Source organism: Roseovarius sp. JB2-10, assembly GCF_055693585.1.
In genome coordinates, this window is record NZ_CM146337.1 from 2,675,140 (window position 1) to 2,692,042 (window position 16,903).

14 protein-coding genes, 1 tRNA gene and 1 pseudogene are annotated in these 16,903 nt (G+C 58.3%); 9 read left to right on the forward strand and 7 right to left on the reverse strand.

The features are described 5' to 3' along the window. Window positions 1-119: 119 nt before the first annotated feature. The 5 genes from ACZ1HJ_RS13445 to ACZ1HJ_RS13465 all read left to right on the forward strand — a co-directional run bounded on the left by ACZ1HJ_RS13445 (window position 120) and on the right by ACZ1HJ_RS13465 (window position 6,530). Window positions 120-653 (forward strand): cold-shock protein, encoded by a 534-nt coding sequence (locus ACZ1HJ_RS13445; protein WP_472719167.1) that lies wholly within the window; start codon window positions 120-122, stop codon window positions 651-653. After that, on the forward strand, window positions 623-1,105 hold the full coding sequence (locus tag ACZ1HJ_RS13450; RefSeq protein ID WP_472719168.1) for a DUF192 domain-containing protein: 483 nt from the start codon (window positions 623-625) through the stop codon (window positions 1,103-1,105). Before ACZ1HJ_RS13445 ends, ACZ1HJ_RS13450 begins: the two co-directional genes overlap by 31 nt. Before the next feature lie 71 nt (window positions 1,106-1,176). Continuing rightward, window positions 1,177-1,253: transfer RNA gene (locus ACZ1HJ_RS13455), tRNA-Pro, on the forward strand. 585 nt (window positions 1,254-1,838) lie between these two features. Next, a complete protein-coding gene (locus tag ACZ1HJ_RS13460; RefSeq protein ID WP_472719169.1) occupies window positions 1,839-5,522 on the forward strand; it encodes a vitamin B12-dependent ribonucleotide reductase in 3,684 nt (1,227 codons plus the stop codon). A gap of 255 nt (window positions 5,523-5,777) precedes the next feature. After that, the gene (locus ACZ1HJ_RS13465; RefSeq protein ID WP_472719170.1) at window positions 5,778-6,530 is read left to right on the forward strand and encodes a glycosyltransferase family 2 protein; all 753 of its coding nucleotides are present in this window, start codon (window positions 5,778-5,780) and stop codon (window positions 6,528-6,530) included. Window positions 6,531-6,538: 8 nt separating this feature from the next. Here ACZ1HJ_RS13465 and ACZ1HJ_RS13470 read toward each other — a convergent pair whose 3' ends face one another. Next, window positions 6,539-7,177: an FkbM family methyltransferase gene (locus ACZ1HJ_RS13470; protein ID WP_472719171.1), complete on the reverse strand. Its 639-nt coding sequence runs from the start codon at window positions 7,175-7,177 to the stop codon at window positions 6,539-6,541. A 60-nt stretch (window positions 7,178-7,237) separates the two neighbouring features. Continuing rightward, window positions 7,238-7,741, reverse strand: coding sequence for an RNA polymerase sigma factor (locus ACZ1HJ_RS13475; RefSeq protein ID WP_472719172.1), 504 nt, complete (start codon window positions 7,739-7,741; stop codon window positions 7,238-7,240). Between the two features lie 260 nt (window positions 7,742-8,001). Here ACZ1HJ_RS13475 and ACZ1HJ_RS13480 point away from each other — a divergent pair, with 260 nt between their 5' ends. Continuing rightward, entirely contained in the window at window positions 8,002-8,256 is a 255-nt protein-coding gene (locus ACZ1HJ_RS13480; RefSeq protein WP_472719173.1) for an EF-hand domain-containing protein, read from the forward strand. 90 nt (window positions 8,257-8,346) lie between these two features. On the opposite strand, the gene ACZ1HJ_RS13485 is transcribed toward ACZ1HJ_RS13480, so the two are convergent. From ACZ1HJ_RS13485 to rocF, 3 genes and pseudogenes are all read right to left on the reverse strand, one after another. Next, on the reverse strand, window positions 8,347-9,399 hold the full coding sequence (locus tag ACZ1HJ_RS13485) for an ornithine cyclodeaminase (protein WP_472719174.1): 1,053 nt from the start codon (window positions 9,397-9,399) through the stop codon (window positions 8,347-8,349). A gap of 13 nt (window positions 9,400-9,412) precedes the next feature. After that, window positions 9,413-10,334 (reverse strand): annotated as a pseudogene (gene ctlX, locus ACZ1HJ_RS13490) (citrulline utilization hydrolase CtlX). Continuing rightward, complete coding sequence (rocF, locus tag ACZ1HJ_RS13495) at window positions 10,331-11,260, reverse strand: arginase (protein WP_472719175.1); 930 nt, start codon at window positions 11,258-11,260, stop codon at window positions 10,331-10,333. The pseudogene ctlX and the gene rocF overlap by 4 nt, the downstream one beginning before the upstream one ends. A 116-nt stretch (window positions 11,261-11,376) precedes the next feature. Between rocF and ACZ1HJ_RS13500 the strand changes: the two genes are divergently transcribed. Beyond that, window positions 11,377-11,805 carry an Lrp/AsnC family transcriptional regulator gene (locus ACZ1HJ_RS13500; RefSeq protein ID WP_472719176.1) on the forward strand — a complete coding sequence of 143 codons (429 nt, stop codon included), beginning with the start codon at window positions 11,377-11,379 and terminating at the stop codon, window positions 11,803-11,805. A 103-nt stretch (window positions 11,806-11,908) separates the two neighbouring features. Next, a complete protein-coding gene (lysM, locus tag ACZ1HJ_RS13505) occupies window positions 11,909-12,337 on the forward strand; it encodes a peptidoglycan-binding protein LysM (RefSeq protein WP_472722213.1) in 429 nt (142 codons plus the stop codon). Window positions 12,338-12,435: 98 nt separating this feature from the next. On the opposite strand, the gene ACZ1HJ_RS13510 is transcribed toward lysM, so the two are convergent. Both ACZ1HJ_RS13510 and ACZ1HJ_RS13515 read right to left on the reverse strand, forming a co-directional pair. Beyond that, the gene (locus tag ACZ1HJ_RS13510; RefSeq protein ID WP_472719177.1) at window positions 12,436-13,431 is read right to left on the reverse strand and encodes an EF-hand domain-containing protein; all 996 of its coding nucleotides are present in this window, start codon (window positions 13,429-13,431) and stop codon (window positions 12,436-12,438) included. Between the two features lie 98 nt (window positions 13,432-13,529). Beyond that, a complete protein-coding gene (locus tag ACZ1HJ_RS13515) occupies window positions 13,530-15,929 on the reverse strand; it encodes a GcvT family protein (protein WP_472719178.1) in 2,400 nt (799 codons plus the stop codon). 83 nt (window positions 15,930-16,012) lie between these two features. Between ACZ1HJ_RS13515 and ACZ1HJ_RS13520 the strand changes: the two genes are divergently transcribed. Next, complete coding sequence (locus tag ACZ1HJ_RS13520; protein WP_472719179.1) at window positions 16,013-16,900, forward strand: MurR/RpiR family transcriptional regulator; 888 nt, start codon at window positions 16,013-16,015, stop codon at window positions 16,898-16,900. The last annotated feature ends 3 nt before the right edge of the window (window positions 16,901-16,903 follow it).

Consider the following 16,903-nt stretch of genomic DNA (forward strand, 5'->3'; position numbering starts at 1 on the left):
CGCGTCACGTAAAATGCAAACGTTTGAATGTAAAAGAGAAATTTTGGGCTTGCAAGAGATCATCGAGTGGCGCAAAAGTTGTTAAGGTCTTGGGGACGAAGACTGTTGGGTAGGACAAAGTGACAAAAGAGACAGAAGGTACCCGCAGAGTAAAAGGACAGGTCAAGTGGTTCGATCCCGTTAAGGGGTTTGGTTTCGTCGTTTCTGACGAAGGTGGGCCGGACATTCTTTTACATGCAAATGTGCTGCGTAATTTCGGCCAGAGTTCGGTCGCGGATCGCGCTGGCATTGTCATTGATGTGCAAGATACAGATCGCGGCGTTCAGGCCGTGGAAGTGCACCAGATCGACCCGCCTGAGGATGCGATCGCCTCGACGCTTCTGGATTTGGACGATGTCGATCCCGAGGTGATCAGTGCCGCCAAATTAGAGGCCGCGCGGGTCAAGTGGTTCGATAAGGGTAAAGGGTTTGGATTTGCCAATACCTTTGGCCGCGATGAAGACGTTTTTGTTCACATTGAAGTGTTGCGCCGGTCAGGCTTGGCCGATTTACAGCCCGGTGAAGCCGTGGCAATCCGTGTTATCGAAGGAAAGCGCGGACGGATGGCAACAGAGGTATGTGGATGGGAAACGGCCGTAAAGGACGCCGACTAGGGTTTGTTCTGACATGTTTGCTGGCCGGGACGGGTGTTGCGGCCAGTGAATGTCGTGACGACCAGGTGTTGTTGCGCGGCGATTGGGGCACCGCCCGCTTTACCGTTGAAATTGCCGATGACGAGCAGGAGCGCAACCGCGGTCTGATGCATCGCGAAAGCATGCCCAAAAGTGCGGGCATGCTTTTTGTCTATCCCAAACCCGGCGTCGTTGGGTTCTGGATGCGAAACACGCTGATCCCGCTGGACATGATCTTTGTCGATGAGACCGGCACCGTGCAGCATGTCCACCATAATGCCATACCACATGACGAAACCCCCATTCAGGGCGGTGACGGGATATTGGCGGTTCTGGAAATCAATGGTGGGATGGCGCAGGTTTTTGGCATAGATAAGGGCGCGCAGTTGCAGCACCCGGCCTTTGATCCGGCAACCGCCGCGTGGCCATGTTGAAGATGATATTTGCCAAGCATTGCTTTTGGGCTTTTCAAACGAAGTAATCGCATTTAGATAGGCCATCGGTCCGGGGCGTAGCGCAGTCTGGTAGCGCACCTGTTTTGGGTACAGGGGGTCGCAAGTTCGAATCTTGCCGTCCCGACCATTCACTAAATCTCAGCGAAGTGATTCTGGCCAAATCCCGGCCAGACAGGCATGCGAGTGTAACATTCTTGCAAAGCTGCACGGCTGTTTGTCAAAAAATTTCACGATGGGTAATTCTGGCTGTATCCGCCGGACGTGTTAACGCGGTGGTTGAAGGGTATGTGGCGTTTTTCTTGAGATGCACCGCCTAAACCAGCCGAATAAATAGGGTTTCCGTGTTCTCAGATTTCACGCCCCGTGGGTTAAGAAATATGAAGATTGGCCGGAATGAATCACGTGGATGTGATGGCCCATCCCCAGCGCCATACGTCAACGGTTTTTTCCAACTTTTTTTAGAAATTTGTGTTGACCAACTATGGCGCGATACGTCAGGTTGTGTGGACCGGCTAATAAGCCACAAGATATAGTGGCGACGGCCAGGCAGGGACAACCAACCCAGACATACCCAGATCATGTGATCGGGGCGTGACATCTGCGCTCATCAGTCGAGCCGCAGGGGGATCGATCTTCTGCCGGAGGGAAAGGGCAGTCGGCCTACGATGTGGGGCCGACATATAAAACGCAATGCTGGAATATGGGGCAGCACATGAAAATCGAACGTAAATTTACCACCGCCGGGCAGGACGCATACGCCGCATTGGACTTCAAACTGGTCAGCTCGGAGATCCGTAATCCCGATGGCACCGTTGTGTTCAAGCTGGACGATGTCGAAGTGCCCACCGGCTGGAGCCAGGTGGCCAGCGATGTGATCGCGCAGAAGTATTTCCGTAAGGCGGGCGTGCCGGCAAAGCTCAAGAAGGTAAAAGAAAAAGACGTTCCCGAATTCCTGTGGCGGTCGGTGCCAGATGGCGACGACGTGGAAAAGGGTGGCGAAACCAGCGCCAAGCAGGTGTTTGACCGATTGGCTGGCGCCTGGGCCTATTGGGGTTGGAAAGGTGGCTATTTCACCACCGAAGCCGACGCCCGTGCCTATTTTGACGAAATGCGTGTGATGCTGGCCAAGCAGATGGCCGCGCCGAACAGCCCCCAATGGTTCAATACTGGCCTGCACTGGGCGTACGGCATCGATGGCCCAAGCCAGGGCCATTTCTACGTGGACTACAAGACCAAGGAACTGACCAAGTCGAGCAGTGCTTACGAGCACCCGCAGCCGCATGCCTGTTTCATCCAGTCGGTCGCCGATGACCTTGTAGGTGAAGGCGGGATCATGGATCTGTGGGTGCGCGAGGCGCGTCTATTCAAATACGGGTCCGGGACGGGCACGAACTTCTCCTCCCTGCGTGCCGCCGATGAGCCGCTGTCAGGCGGGGGCAAGTCCTCCGGCCTGATGGGCTTCCTCAAGATCGGTGACCGGGCTGCGGGCGCCATCAAGTCGGGTGGTACAACCCGTCGCGCCGCCAAGATGGTGATCTGTGATGCGGACCATCCGGACATCCAGGAATTCATCAACTGGAAGGTCAAGGAAGAGCAGAAAGTGGCGAGCATCGTCGCAGGCTCCAAAATGCACGAAGCCAAACTGAATGACATCTTTGGCGCGATCCGCGCATGGGATGGCAGCAGCGAAGATGCCGTAGATCCGAAGAAGAACGATCAGCTGAAGGACGCCATTCGCGGGGCAAAGAAATCAGCAATCCCCGAGACTTACGTGAAGCGCGTGCTGGATTATGCCAAGCAAGGCTATGACAGCATCGAGTTTCCGACATATGACACCGACTGGGACAGTGAAGCATATGCATCGGTCTCGGGGCAAAATTCCAACAACTCGATTCGCGTCACCGATGCCTTCCTGAAGGCCGTTGAAAATGACGATGATTGGGCGCTTCTGAACCGCACAGATGGCAGCGTCGCCAAGACCATCAAAGCCCGCGACCTGTGGGAAGATGTGGGCCACGCCGCCTGGGCCTGTGCCGATCCGGGCATCCAGTATCACGATACGGTCAATGCCTGGCATACTTGCCCGGAAGACGGTGAAATTCGCGGCTCAAACCCTTGTTCTGAATACATGTTCCTCGATGACACGGCGTGTAACCTGGCCTCGATGAACCTGCTGACCTTCTACAAGAACGGCCAGTTCGATGCAGAGGCCTACGTGCATGCCACGCGCCTCTGGACCGTAACGCTGGAAGTCAGCGTGATGATGGCGCAATTCCCCAGCAAAGAGATCGCGCAACTCAGCTATGAGTTCCGCACCTTGGGTCTGGGCTATGCCAATATCGGCGGTCTGCTGATGAATATGGGCCTGGGCTATGACAGTGATGAGGGCCGTGCACTTTGCGGGGCGCTGACCGCTGTCATGACCGGCGTGTCTTACGCGACATCTGCGGAAATGGCTGGAGAACTGGGCCCGTTTGACGGCTACAAACGCAACAAGGACCACATGCTGCGGGTCATCCGGAACCACCGGAACGCGGCCTACGGCGCGACCGAAGGCTATGACAAACTGGCCGTGAAGCCGGTACCACTGGACTTGGCCAATTGCCCCGATAGCCGCTTGGCCGATCTGGCGATGGCCAGTTGGGATGAGGCGCTGAAGCTGGGTGAAAAACACGGATACCGCAATGCGCAATCCACCGTGATCGCGCCCACCGGCACCATCGGTCTGGTGATGGATTGCGACACCACGGGGATCGAGCCGGACTTTGCGTTGGTGAAGTTCAAAAAGCTTGCCGGTGGTGGTTACTTTAAGATCATCAACCAATCGGTTCCGGCCGCGCTTGATAAACTGGGCTATGGCTCGGCGCAGATCGAAGAGATCGTTAGTTATGCGGTGGGTCACGGCACCATCGGCAACGCGCCGGGCGTCAACCACACCTCGCTGATTGGCCATGGGTTCGGCTCGAATGAGCTGGAAAAGGTTGATGCGGCTCTGGGCAGCGCTTTTGATATCCGCTTTGTCTTCAACCAGTGGACCCTGGGCGAAGAGTTCTGCACCAACGTGTTGGGCATCCCGGCAGAAAAGCTGAACGATCCGACCTTCGATTTGCTGGCCAGCCTCGGGTATTCCAAGGCCGATATCGACGCCGCAAACGATCATGTCTGCGGGACGATGACGCTGGAAGGTGCGCCGCATCTGCGCGAAGAGCACTACCACATCTTCGATTGCGCCAATCCTTGCGGCAAGAAGGGCAAGCGGTATCTGGGTGTCGACAGCCACATCACCATGATGGCCGCGGCGCAATCGTTCATCTCGGGGGCGATCTCCAAGACGATCAACATGCCCAACGATGCCACGATCGAAGACTGCCAAAAGGCCTATGAACTGTCGTGGAGCCTTGGTGTGAAGGCCAATGCGCTTTACCGTGATGGCTCGAAACTGAGCCAGCCGTTGGCCGCAGCACTGGTCGAAGACGATGATGACGCTGCTGACGTGCTTGAAAGTGGCACGCCGCAGGAAAAGGCCGCGGTATTGGCCGAAAAGATCGTCGAGAAGGTGATCGTCAAGGAAATCGTCAAATCGCACCGCGAAAAGATGCCGGAGCGTCGCAAGGGCTATACCCAGAAGGCGGTTGTCGGTGGCCACAAGGTTTACCTGCGGACCGGCGAATACGAAGACGGCGCCTTGGGCGAGATCTTCATCGACATGCACAAGGAAGGTGCCGGGTTCCGGGCGATGATGAACAACTTCGCCATCGCCGTGTCGGTTGGCCTGCAATACGGCGTGCCGCTGGAGGAGTTCGTCGATGCCTTCACCTTCACCAAGTTTGAGCCTGCGGGCATGGTGCAAGGCAATGACAGCATCAAGAACGCCACCTCGATCCTCGATTATATCTTCCGCGAACTGGCGGTCAGCTATCTGGACCGGACCGATCTGGCCCATGTGAAACCCGAAGGCGCGAGCTTTGATGATCTGGGCCGTGGCGAGGAAGAAGGCGTCAGCAATATCTCGGAAATGTCCGAAGATGGTGCCAGCAAGTCCTTGGAAGTGCTGAAACAAATCAGCTCAACCGGATATCTGCGCAAGCGTCTGCCACAAGAGCTTGTGGTGCTTCAGGGCGGTCAGGCGATTGGCGCCACGGCACTGAGCACAGCATTGGACCCGGTGGCAACGCTGGAGACACTGGTGCCGGAAACCGCAGCCACAACAGCCACGACCACGGCAAGCGTCACCACGACGGCACCCGCGGCCCCGACGCAGATGGATGCGCGGACCAAGGCCAAGATGCAGGGCTACGAGGGTGATCCTTGCGGCGATTGCGGTAACTACACGCTGGTGCGCAACGGCACCTGCATGAAATGCAACACCTGCGGCGCGACAAGCGGGTGTAGCTAAGGAACTCGCGTCCTCCTGGGGCGCGTAGGGGTCTCGGTTCTTTCCTGAGGCCGGACCCCGACGAAATAGGGTGGAGGCGGCTTACAGGCTCCGGACCACCTTACACGGGGCGGGTGCGCTCGCCCCTGACGACACTCAGGCCGCAGGCAGAAACCGGGCGGTATAAATAGTGAGCTTGAGTGGCGAAACTACCGGGGGGCTTAGGCCCCCCGTTTTTCTGTTGCGGGACCGGACCGGGTAAGAGAAAACCATCCTATGGCACAACCGATGATCAGTGTGTGTATTCCGGCCTATGACATGGGCGGCAAGGGGGCCGAGTTTCTGGCGGCATCCTTTCAGCATCTGCGGGAACAGACCTTCCGTGATTTCGAAATTGTGGTGTCTGATCAATCGGATACAGACGGTGTTGCTGAAATCTGTGCCTCCTACAGTGTCGAAATGCCAATTCGCCACACGGATTTCCGCGATGGCCCTCGGCAGGCGTCGGCCAACACCAACAATGCGATGCGCCATGCGTCAGGACGTATTCTGAAGATTTTGTTCCAGGATGATTTTCTGGCGGCACCCGAAGCCCTGGGGAAAATGGCGCAAGCGTTTGAGACAAGTGACAGCCGCTGGTTGCTCTGCGGGTCTGGCGTGAGCCGCGACGGTCAAACCATTGAAAACCCTATGGTTCCGCGTTTGGACGCGCAGCTGCGATTCGGGCGTAACACGGTCTCCAGCCCCTCTGTTCTGGCACTCCGTGCGGAGGTGGGTCTGCAGTTCGACGAAAGCCTGATCTGGCTGATGGATGTCGAATTCTACGACCGATGCGCGAGCGCCTTGGGGGCGCCGGCGATTGTGCCGGATATGCTGGTTGTCAACCGGTTGCACGATGGTCAGGTCAGCGCGATTGTCACCAAGGCCCGCCGCCGGGCCGAACTGCGCCACGTCTGGCGCAAAACCCGGGACCGGGCAGGGTGGCAGGATTTTCGGGCCCTTGCCTATCAATTCCTCAAGGCGCTGTAAGGCGTCGCTCAACCCCGACGCTTCCATTCTTCCCAGATAAACGGGTACGACCACGGACAATCGTGACTGCCCTGCAGGGCTGTGCGAATGTCTTCGCGATCTGCGATCTGGCTTTCTCCGGTCAGGTGAAATTGTGCCTGTAACCTTTTGATTTTTGGCATGATTCCCTCGCGCATCAGGCTTGGCAGCAGATCATATTCTGCGCCGCCAATATTGAGCTTCATCAGATCAATCTGCGGAAAATCAAAGGTCTCGAAGAACCGTTTGACCGACACGACGTCAACCGTGGCCTCAACCCCGCTGACCGACGCTTCGGGCAAGGGCAGTTTGCCCTCGGCCGAGCCGAGCGCATAGTCATAAGTCTTAACCCGGTCGTCCTCGCGGTACTTGTCGCGCAGTTCCGCCGCGCGGCGAGGGTGGGGCTCAAAGAGGTGGATGGTGCATTCGGGCTGTTGATCCAGCACGACATCGGCCCATTCACCGGCACCACCGCCCAAATCAAACACAACGCCGTCTTTGGGCACGTCCATATAATCATAAAGCAGCGTGTGGCCACGTTCCCCGCGCCAGAGGCGCAATGCGTCGTAATAGACATCTTTCCAGGGGTGTTCGCGCCGATCCCGCCAGTTTTTTAGAACATCCAACATTCAGTCCTTCGTCTACCTCCTACATCTCTAAGCAGAGCGGCGATATCGCGCAAGTCTGTGTCAAATAAGTTCGCTGGTTGGGGCATTTGCCGCCAATCCAATTCTGGCACGCAATCGGGCCCGGGCGCGGGCCAGCCGAGACATCACCGTGCCGGAGGGCACCCCTGTAAGCTTGGCCAATGCCAGCGGGCTGGTCTCGCCGGACGCGACCAATCGCATCAATCGGGCCTGCGGGGCGGGCAGATCGGCAATGGCGCGTTCCAGCTCATGAACCGCCATGGTCGCAAAGACATCCGGCGCAATGGGCTTGTCGGCCTCCTCAAGGGCAGCGCCGGGCAGCTGATTGCGCAATGACTGGCGGTATTGGTTGCGCAGGGCGGTCATGGCATAGGCGCGCAGATCGTCGATCTGGTGATCTTCCTGCAGACGAACCCAAAGCTTCAGCAACACTTCCTGACAAAGATCCTGTGCTTGATCTGGGTTGCCGGTCAGGTGTTTGGCAAGGCGTTTCAACTGCGGGATCAAATCGGTCAGGGCGTCGGGTGGATCGGCCGGGCAGGGCATGTCTGCGTCTCCTTCGGTCTCGAAGATGGGAACAGCGCGCGCCTTTTATCCTACCATTTCAAATGGGTATTTTCCGCCCCCTGCGCCTTTGGCGCGACTTTGGGCGGGCTTCTGCCACTTAGGCCTGTGGGCATCGGCGACGCATCGCGCAGGCGTAAATTAACGCCCGGACCGACGGACGGAATGCCGCTGCGACGCGTCTTGTCTTGCGAGGGCCGCGTTTCTGCGCCCTGCCACACAATTGTCCAAGGAGACATCACATGACGAAATTCATCGCAACCCTTATCGGCCTTGGAGCCTTGGCCACATCAGCGCTCGCCATGGGCGAGGGCGTGGTCGAAGTGGACGCCAACGGGGACGGTCTGATGACCGTGGATGAGGTTCAGGCCGTTTATCCCGACATCACGGCGGAAGTCTTTGCCGAGATCGACACCAACAATGACGGTGCATTGGACGATTCCGAAATGGTGGCCGGGCAAGAAAAGGGCCTGATCGCCCCCCCAAGTGACAGCTGAAACCTGTCGGCTGTCATGCTCTCCCGGGTCCATCGTTCCCCAACCAACGGACCCGGGGGATTTCTGCGACGCTGGCGCGCTATAAGGGACTCAGGCTGCTGAGCGCTGCACCATACCAAAGAGATCGCGTGGATCGTCCGGATCGGCCAGCAAATCCAGCTCGATGAACATCTCCGTTCCCTTGATCCGGTCGCGCACAAACCGCAGCGCGCTGAAATCCTCGATCGCAAAGCCGACGCTGTCAAAGAGCGTGATCTGATCCGCGCTGGTCCGGCCTTGGGCCGTCCCGTTGATCACTTCCCACATCTCGGTCACGGCAAAATCATCCACCATCTGTTGAATTTCACCTTCAACGCGGGTTTGCGGCGGGTATTCCACGAAAACGTCGGACCGCGTCAGGATATCCTTGTGGAGTTCGGTCTTGCCGGGGCAGTCACCGCCGATCGCGTTGATGTGTACACCGGCGCCAATCATGTTGTCGGTCAGGATCGTGGCATTCTGCTTGTCGGCGGTGCAGGTGGTGATGATCTGCGCGCCTTCCATGCTTTCTTCGGCGCTGCTGCAGGCAACGACGTTCAGGCCAAGCCCGGTGAGATTACGCGCCGCCTTTTCGGTTGCGGCCGGATCGATGTCATAGAGGCGCACAGTATCCACCCCACAAATCGCTTTCATCGCCAGGGATTGGAACTCCGATTGCGCGCCATTGCCGATCATCGCCATCGTGGTGGCCCCCTTGGGCGCCAGATACTTGGCAACCATGGCCGACGTGGCCGCCGTCCGCAGCGCTGTCAGCACGGTCATTTCGGTCAGAAGCACCGGGTAGCCGGTATCAACATCCGCGAGGAGACCAAAGGCCGTGACGGTTTGCAAACCTTCCTTGGTGTTCTTGGGGTGGCCGTTCACGTATTTGAAGCCATAGGCCTCCCCGTCTGACGTGGGCATCAGTTCGATCACGCCGACATCGGAATGGCTGGCCACGCGGGGGGTTTTATCAAAAAGCGCCCACCGCTTGAAATCATCTTCGATATACCCGGCAAGGCCCTGCAACATCGGTTCGATCCCGATGTGGTGCACCAGTTTCATCATGTGATCGACCGAAACAAAAGGCACCAGCGCCTTGTGGGAAGGGAAGAGGTTGTTCATGTCTGGGTGTCCTTCAGTTGGAGCGGCGGGCCAGATGCAGCCCCGCGATCATGCAGCGGGCAGAGCCGCCAGCGCTTTCAATGGTGGGCAGGTCCAGGGGGACCAGCCGCACGGATTTTTCGAGTGTGGTAACCTGTTCGGGTTTCAGCGCGGCCATGGCACGCGCCGAAAGGGCCAGGATCAGGCCATCGGGTGTTTCCAATTCGATCGCATTACCGGCAAATTCGGCAATCTGGTGGTGGCTCAGCGCCACGACCTCGCGGTGGGTTTCCTTCAAACGCTCGACAATCGTGGCCCGGCGTTCCGCATCGGGCACCATGTCCAGGCCCACCATTGCCACCTCCGTGCCAATCGCCATCAAAACGTTGGTGTGATAGACCGGTGTGCCGTCGGCATCGACCGCATCGAACACGATGGGCTCGTACCCGAAACGCGTGCAGAAGCGCTCGAGAAGAATGGGGTCGGCGCGGTGTGAGCGGGCCACGAATGCCAATCGGCCTATGTGGTCCAAAACCATCGCGCCGGTGCCTTCGAGCGACAGACCATCCGGCTCAAGCCCAGAATAATCGGTAACTTCTGCAACGCGGTAGTCGCGCTTGAGCATCTCGATCACATCCACGCGCCGTTCACGCCGTCTGTTTTCGGCAAACATCGGATAGATTGCCACGTGCCCCCCAGAGTGCGTCGAAAACCAGTTGTTGGGAAAAATCGAGATCCGGCGTGTCATCGGATGTGTCCTGAAACACGTGGACGACAACGCCTGCATCGCGCAATCGCGCGACAGCCGCGTCAAATTCGGCCTGCGCCCGGGCTGCCACATCATCAGCGCTCAGGTCCGGGACCGACTGAAACCGGTTGTCGCCTGCGGTTTCGGGGTTTGGATGAAACCGGTTCGGCCGGATCATCACCACGGAAGACGGGGCTTGAACGCTCATGTGAAGGCGTGCGTTGGCCGGTCAAAGACCCGACGTCCCAGGGCGGAGGCGGCCAGATCGACCATGACCTGTGCGGTGCGGCCGCGCTCATCCAGAAACGGGTTCAACTCGACCAGATCCAGCGACGTCATCAACCCGCTGTCGCAGATGATTTCCATCGCCAGATGGGCCTCGCGCATGGTGGCACCGCCGGGCACGGTTGTGCCGACAGCCGGGGCAAAACTGGGATCCAGAAAATCCACATCCAGCGAGACGTGCAGATCGCCCCCGGCATTCGACACCTGCTCCAGAAAGGTACTGAGGGGCCGGGCAATGCCGGTTTCATCAATCGAGCGCATGTCATGGTAGCGGATTTTGGTTGCCTGCAGTTTATCGCGCTCCGGCCCATCGACCGAACGCAGCCCCAGAAGGCAAATCTGATCCTGGGGCACCGGATGCTCAACCACCGGAAAGCCATCGAACCCCTCCAACCCGGCGAGGTAGCCCACTGGCGTGCCGTGCAGATTGCCCGACGCGGTGGATTGCGGCGTGTGATAATCGCTATGCGCATCCAGCCAGAGCACAAACTGCGGCCGCCCCACATGTGCGGCATGTGCCGCCACACCGGTGACCGAGCCCAATGAAAGGCTATGATCGCCGCCCATAAAAATGGGCAGGCCGTTTTTCATCGCGTCCTGTGCCGCCTGGCGCAGGGTCAGCGTCCAGCCGATGGTTTCGGCCGGTTTGATCAGGTGTTTGGGTGTTTCCTTGGGGGCGGTCACCTCGGCGGGGCGCAGGTTGCCCATATCGATAACGTTATGGCCCAGATTGGCCAGTGCCCGGGCAATACCGGCGACGCGGTAGGCATCGGGGCCCATCAGGCATCCTTGTCGTTCTTTGCCGCTGTCTACAGGGGCGCCAATCAATATGCAGGTCTTTGTGGTCATGTTTATCTCGCATCTTGTGATGGCGCGGATAATTCTTCCGATTTGGGTTGAATAAAACCCTTTATTTTGTACTTATCGGGACATGTTTTTACAAAAAGGACGCTAAAGGTTTCGAAATGGACGACATAGATCGCAAGCTCATCTCCGCGCTGCGCCACGATGCACGGGCCTCTTTATCCGATCTGGCCGCGATGCTTGGCGTGTCGCGCACCACGGTGCGGGGCCGGATGGAACGGTTGCGCAGATCAGGTGAAATCGTGGGCTTTAGCGTGGTGCTCAAAGGCGACGTGGCGCGCGACCCGGTGCGGGGGTTGATGATGCTGGGCATCGAGGGGCGCGGGACTGAACGCATTCTGCGCCAGCTCTCGGGCATGAGCACCGTGCGCGCGCTGCATACCACCAATGGACGGTGGGACGTGATTGTCGAAATCGGGACCGATACGCTGGAAGAACTCGATCGGCAACTGGCCCATATCCGCCGTCTGGACGGGATTGCACAGTCCGAAACCAGCCTGCTGTTGAACACGCGCAAATCCGCGGCCTAGTCGCAACCGCGTTGATTTTGAGCCGCGTTGCGCGATTTTCCCACTAGGAAACCGGGCTTCTGTTGCGCATTGTCAGGGCACATAACCAAGAGAGGACATGACGATGGGTTTGTGGAGTTTTATGAAGGATTCGGGTAAAAAACTGTTTGGTGGCGACGAAGAGCCAACAGCAGAAGCCCTTGAAAAAGAAGTGGCCGATCTGGGCCTGAGCACCGAAGGTTTGGACATTTCGGTGGAAGGCGACAAGGTGAAGGTGGCCGGGATGGGCATCAGCCAGGAAATCCGTGAAAAAGTCATGCTGGCGGTCGGCAATGTGGCCGGTGTGGCCGCCGTTGAGGATGATGCAGACAGTGAAGGCACCGTTTTTCATACGGTGGAGCGCGGCGACACGCTTTCGGCGATTGCCAAGAAAACACTGGGCAGCGCCAATCGCTACAATGAGATATTCGAGGCCAACCGCCCGATGCTGACGCATCCGGACAAGATCTACCCCGGTCAGGTGTTGCGCATCCCGCAAGACAGCGCTGCCTGAAAATCACGTATTCTATCGGAAAAGGCGCCCTTTGCAGGCGCCTTTTTTGTGTGGCATACGCGCTCGTTTTGGAACGTGGTGCCGCCGGGATTTGGGCCCTAGAATTGCCACTGCGTTGTACCCGCGGGCAAGGCGTTGTTGTCGTAAATATGTGGGCCCCATTGCGATATGATCTGGGCGCGTGAAACGAACCAGTCATGGGATGGCCGTTCTGCGGGCTCCGTACACATGGTCGTGGGCACAACCGTGACTTTTTCGGGTGGTACACCGACCGCGCCCAAAGCCTGATCTGAGATGACCAGCATATCCAGCTTGTTGCCCTCGTCATTGACGCGCCATCTGACCGGCTCCATCGAAAGGGCAAGAACAATATGCGTGTCGCTATTTCCCGACGTTTTGTACCAGAAAAGCTCTATTTCCGTCTCGCCCGCGGCGTTCTTTTGGCCAGCCCCGGCCGACGCCCTCACAATTTTTGTCCAAACCGCTGGCGGCTCCGCAATCGGTACGGTCGGTAAAACGCATGCGCTTGGGTCAAACACGTAATCCGCGACCGTTGAGACAAAGGTTTCGACCTCTTCCACGGTCACGGCGCCGTCCCCGTCGAGATCATGATACATCAAATCCGCGCCGCTTTCGCGATCGAGGTTGGCATAGTTCAGCGCATAGGATTCGGCAAAAGCTTCGTTCTCGGCGCGGCTGACAATGCCATCGCGATCCGTGTCCGCGTCTCTCAGGATCTGATTGTAACGGCCTTCTCTTGCAGGCTCCCACGCGATGGCCTGTTCAGCCTCTTCGGGCGTGATTGCACCGTCCTCATCGAGGTCAAACGCCGATGCGACCCTGAGCCTGTCGGAGATGCGCCACGCGATGCGTTCTTGGCGTTTGGTGGCAATATCCGCCGCGGAGAGTTCACCATCGCGGCCGCCAAAACGATTTATCTTGCCGATGACGGAGCTTTGATGTCCCTTCGGAGATCCAAGCAATCGGGCCAAGGTTCCTGTGGGCTCCACGCGGGAAATAAGGTCCGGCGCTTCTTGGGAATGGGCCGGAAGAGCGATGCAAAACGCAAGGGTGGAAATGGCTGTTCGTATCATTGCAAATCTCCTTAACCAGCCCTGAAATGGCAAAGATATTTGTCGTTTTTTGGGCGAAAAAGCTGAAAAAGACAGGAAAATGGTTGCGCGATCGGGCCTCAATGGCCCTTCATCACCAAACCATTGGGGTCAAACAGGGGGCCATTTGTGCAGGTGGCCGGAATACGCTCTCCGGCGATGTCGATTTCCACATGTGTGCCATCCGGAAGGGCGTTTTTGACATGCCCAAGTGCCACCGGTTTCCCCACACGGTACCCAAAGGCGCAGGAGGTTGTCTGACCGATAATGTGACCCTCCAGCATGATCGGTTCGTGCCCAAGGGGCGTTGCGGCCAGATCATCGAGGGTCAGCGAGATCACGCGTGACGCGGCACCCCGGGCGCGCCGTTCACAAAGCGCCTCATGCCCGATAAACCCGCCTGTCTTGCGCGTGGCAAAATCCAGCCCGGCTTCAACAGGGGACGTGTCGCCGTCAAGCTCATGCCCAAAGGCGCAAAATCCCTTTTCAATCCGCATCGATGTCTGCGCATAAAGACCGGCAGGCTGAGCGCCCGCATCCAGTAGGGTGGCGTAGATTGCGGGTGCCACTGTGGCCGCGCAGGTGATTTCCCAACCGGCTTCGCCCACATAAGACATCCGCGCGGCCCGCAGGGATTTCCCTGCCATATGCGCGGTTCCATGTTTGAAATAGCCCAGTTCATTCAATTCCGGCGCGCCCAGTTTCGCGACAATCCGCGCGGCGTCCGGACCCATCAGCCCAAGCGTTGCATAATGTTCAGTTCTGTCTTGCAGGCGCACCTCGAACCCATCGGCATGTCGGCGCAACCACGCCAGATCGCGTTTGATCGCACCCGTGCCCGTGAAAAGACGATAGTGATCCAATGCAATCCGCTGCGCGGTGATATCGCTCTCGAATGTGCCGCAATCATTGAGCATTGCCGAATAGATCACCGATCCGGGGGCGCGGTCCATGAAACCAGCGCAGGTTTTCAGCAAAAACGCTTCGGCGTCCGGCCCTGTCACGTCGATTTTGCCAAACGAGGATGCGTCGAAGACAGCAGCGCGCTGGTGCGCCGCCTGAACTTCCGCCGCTACGTTTTCGAACCAATCCGGCCGGTCGAAGCGCAGGCGCGGGGCGCGCGTTTTGCCAAAGTAGAGCGGCCGCTCCCAGCCGTAGAACTGGCCCACATGCGCACGTGCCGTGCGGTGCGCGGCATCCAGCGGCAGGGCGCGCAGATCACGCGCCGTTTTGAGCTCTTTGCCGGGGTAGGCGATATCGTAATGCGTGCCCAGAATTTCCGGGGCACGGGCCATCAGATGCGCCACATTGTTGAACACAGGTGCAAAGCGTTTGGCATCCGCTTCGGTCAGGTCATAGGCCGTGTGGCCATGCACAATGCAATGCGCCAGGTTCATGCCCGCGCCACCGCCCGAAGCCATGCCCACAGAATTCATCCCACACCCCAGAAAAAGCCCGCGGGTTTCAGCGGTTTCACCCAGCATGAACGTGCCGTCCGGTGTGAAGCTTTCCGGGCCGTTCAGCAGCATTTTCACCTCGGCCGTTTCAAGCGGTGGCAACCGGTGCAGCGCCAGGTTCATCATCGGCTCGAAATGGTCCCAGTCTTCCGGCAGCAGGCCAAACTCAAAATTCTCGTCAAGCACGCCCGGCGCAATGGGTTTGCCCATCGGCTCGAAGCAGCCGACCAACAGACCACCGCTGTCATCGCGGATATAGAGATGACTGTCATGATCGCTGAGCGTGGGCATGTTGCCAGTGATGCCGTCAATGGGTTTGGTCAGCAGATAGAAATGCTCGCAGGCCAGTGCCGGGATGTCCGCGCCGCCCAAAGCGCCCAGTTCGCGTGACCACAGACCGGCGCATAGGGCAATGGCATCGCACATCACCGTACCCGCGGTTGTCTCCACGCCCTTGATGCGGCCCCGCTCCGTCAGAATGCCGGTCACACTGGTTTGTTCAAAGATCTTGGCACCCATGCCCTTGGATGCCTTGACCAGAGCGGCGCACACATCACTGGGCGAAACCCGGCCATCTTCGGGTGACCATACGGCACCAAGCACATCATCGGCATTCATCAACGGCCAGCGCTCTTTCGCCTCGCCCGGGGTGATCGAGGTGGCATCAATGCCATATGCGCGGGCCAATGCCTCTTGCCGCCGGATATGCACCAGCCGATCCGGGTGTGTGGCAAGCGACAACGACCCTTTTTGAATCCAGCCCACGGATTGTCCGGTTTCCTGTTCCAGCCGACTGTAGAGATCGACCGAATATTGGATCATTCGGGTCAGATTTCGGGAATGTCGCAGGGCGCGAACCTGTGCCGCGGAATGCCACGTGGTGCCGGATGTCAGGCGATTGCGCTCCAGCAGGATGGCGTCACTGACGCCCATCTGGGCAAGGTGGTACAAGGTCGAACAGCCCATGATCCCACCACCGATGACAACAACACTGGCCTGTTCGGGAAGGGAGGTATCGGACATGGGCACCCCAGCTTGACGATTCGTGTATCGTATGTTTCATTCATATCCATGGTTGAAATGATTGCAACAAAACTGCGTGTGCCGTGGCCCAATCCAAGTTGAAAGAGCTCACGCCACGCACGCTTCAATCGCTCAGCCCGCAATTGCGCAAGGCTGCCCGGTTTGTGGTTGAACATCCCGGTGAAATCGCCACCCGGTCGCAACGGTTTGTGGCCGATAGCGCGCAATTGCCGGCCCCCACATTCACCCGCCTGGCCCATGCCATCGGCTATGACAGCTATGATGATCTGCGCGAAACCTGCCGGGTAGAAGTGCTGCAAAAACAAACGGTTTTGGCCGAAAGGGCGCAGGCGTTGGTGGATGCGGACGAAAACAGTGCAGGCTTTGCCGCACGCCATGCCGCCGCAACAATCCGCAACACGGAGGCGTTTGTTGCCCAGCTTGATCCGCAGGAGCTTGAGGCGGCGGCTCAATTGCTGGCCGGGGCACGCCGCATCGCGTTGCTGGGGGTCATGAGCGGCAGACCCATTGTCGATTATGCGATGTATCTGGCCAATATGTCTCTAGCGGGCTGGATGGTGCCGGGACGCAAAGGGTACGGATTGGCCAGCGATCTAACCGATCTGACACAAGACGATGTTGGCATAGTCTTCAGCATCGAACCCTATGCCGCGCAGGCGGTGGAGCTGGCCGAACATGTCAGCGCCAAGCATGTGCCGCTTATTGCGTTGACGGACAGTCATCTGTCGCCCGTGGCTGAACATGCGCGGCATTGCTTTACGATCGGGACGCAGAGCCCACAGTTTTTCCCGTCACATGTCGCCGCAATGGTATTTTTTGAGGCCATTATCGGTATGATCATCCAAATGAAGGGAAAAGAGGCGCAGGAACGGATTGCCGCAGTAGAACGGCAAAATCACGCATTAACAGAATACTGGCAGGACAAACCTGCCTTTAACAAGGGAGAATAAGCT

What these genes read in the sequence shown, in the direction of transcription:
- ACZ1HJ_RS13515 (WP_472719178.1), bottom strand. Translation starts at nt 15,929, where the DNA reads ATGTCCGATACCTCCCTTCCCGAACAGGCCAGTGTTGTTGTCATCGGT.
- rocF (WP_472719175.1), bottom strand. Translation starts at nt 11,260, where the DNA reads ATGACCACAAAGACCTGCATATTGATTGGCGCCCCTGTAGACAGCGGC.
- ACZ1HJ_RS13475 (WP_472719172.1), bottom strand. Translation starts at nt 7,741, where the DNA reads ATGCCCTGCCCGGCCGATCCACCCGACGCCCTGACCGATTTGATCCCG.
- ACZ1HJ_RS13510 (WP_472719177.1), bottom strand. Translation starts at nt 13,431, where the DNA reads ATGATACGAACAGCCATTTCCACCCTTGCGTTTTGCATCGCTCTTCCG.
- lysM (WP_472722213.1), top strand. Translation starts at nt 11,909, where the DNA reads ATGGGTTTGTGGAGTTTTATGAAGGATTCGGGTAAAAAACTGTTTGGT.
- ACZ1HJ_RS13465 (WP_472719170.1), top strand. Translation starts at nt 5,778, where the DNA reads ATGGCACAACCGATGATCAGTGTGTGTATTCCGGCCTATGACATGGGC.
- ACZ1HJ_RS13450 (WP_472719168.1), top strand. Translation starts at nt 623, where the DNA reads ATGGGAAACGGCCGTAAAGGACGCCGACTAGGGTTTGTTCTGACATGT.
- ACZ1HJ_RS13480 (WP_472719173.1), top strand. Translation starts at nt 8,002, where the DNA reads ATGACGAAATTCATCGCAACCCTTATCGGCCTTGGAGCCTTGGCCACA.
- ACZ1HJ_RS13500 (WP_472719176.1), top strand. Translation starts at nt 11,377, where the DNA reads ATGGACGACATAGATCGCAAGCTCATCTCCGCGCTGCGCCACGATGCA.
- ACZ1HJ_RS13460 (WP_472719169.1), top strand. Translation starts at nt 1,839, where the DNA reads ATGAAAATCGAACGTAAATTTACCACCGCCGGGCAGGACGCATACGCC.
- ACZ1HJ_RS13470 (WP_472719171.1), bottom strand. Translation starts at nt 7,177, where the DNA reads ATGTTGGATGTTCTAAAAAACTGGCGGGATCGGCGCGAACACCCCTGG.
- ACZ1HJ_RS13485 (WP_472719174.1), bottom strand. Translation starts at nt 9,399, where the DNA reads ATGAACAACCTCTTCCCTTCCCACAAGGCGCTGGTGCCTTTTGTTTCG.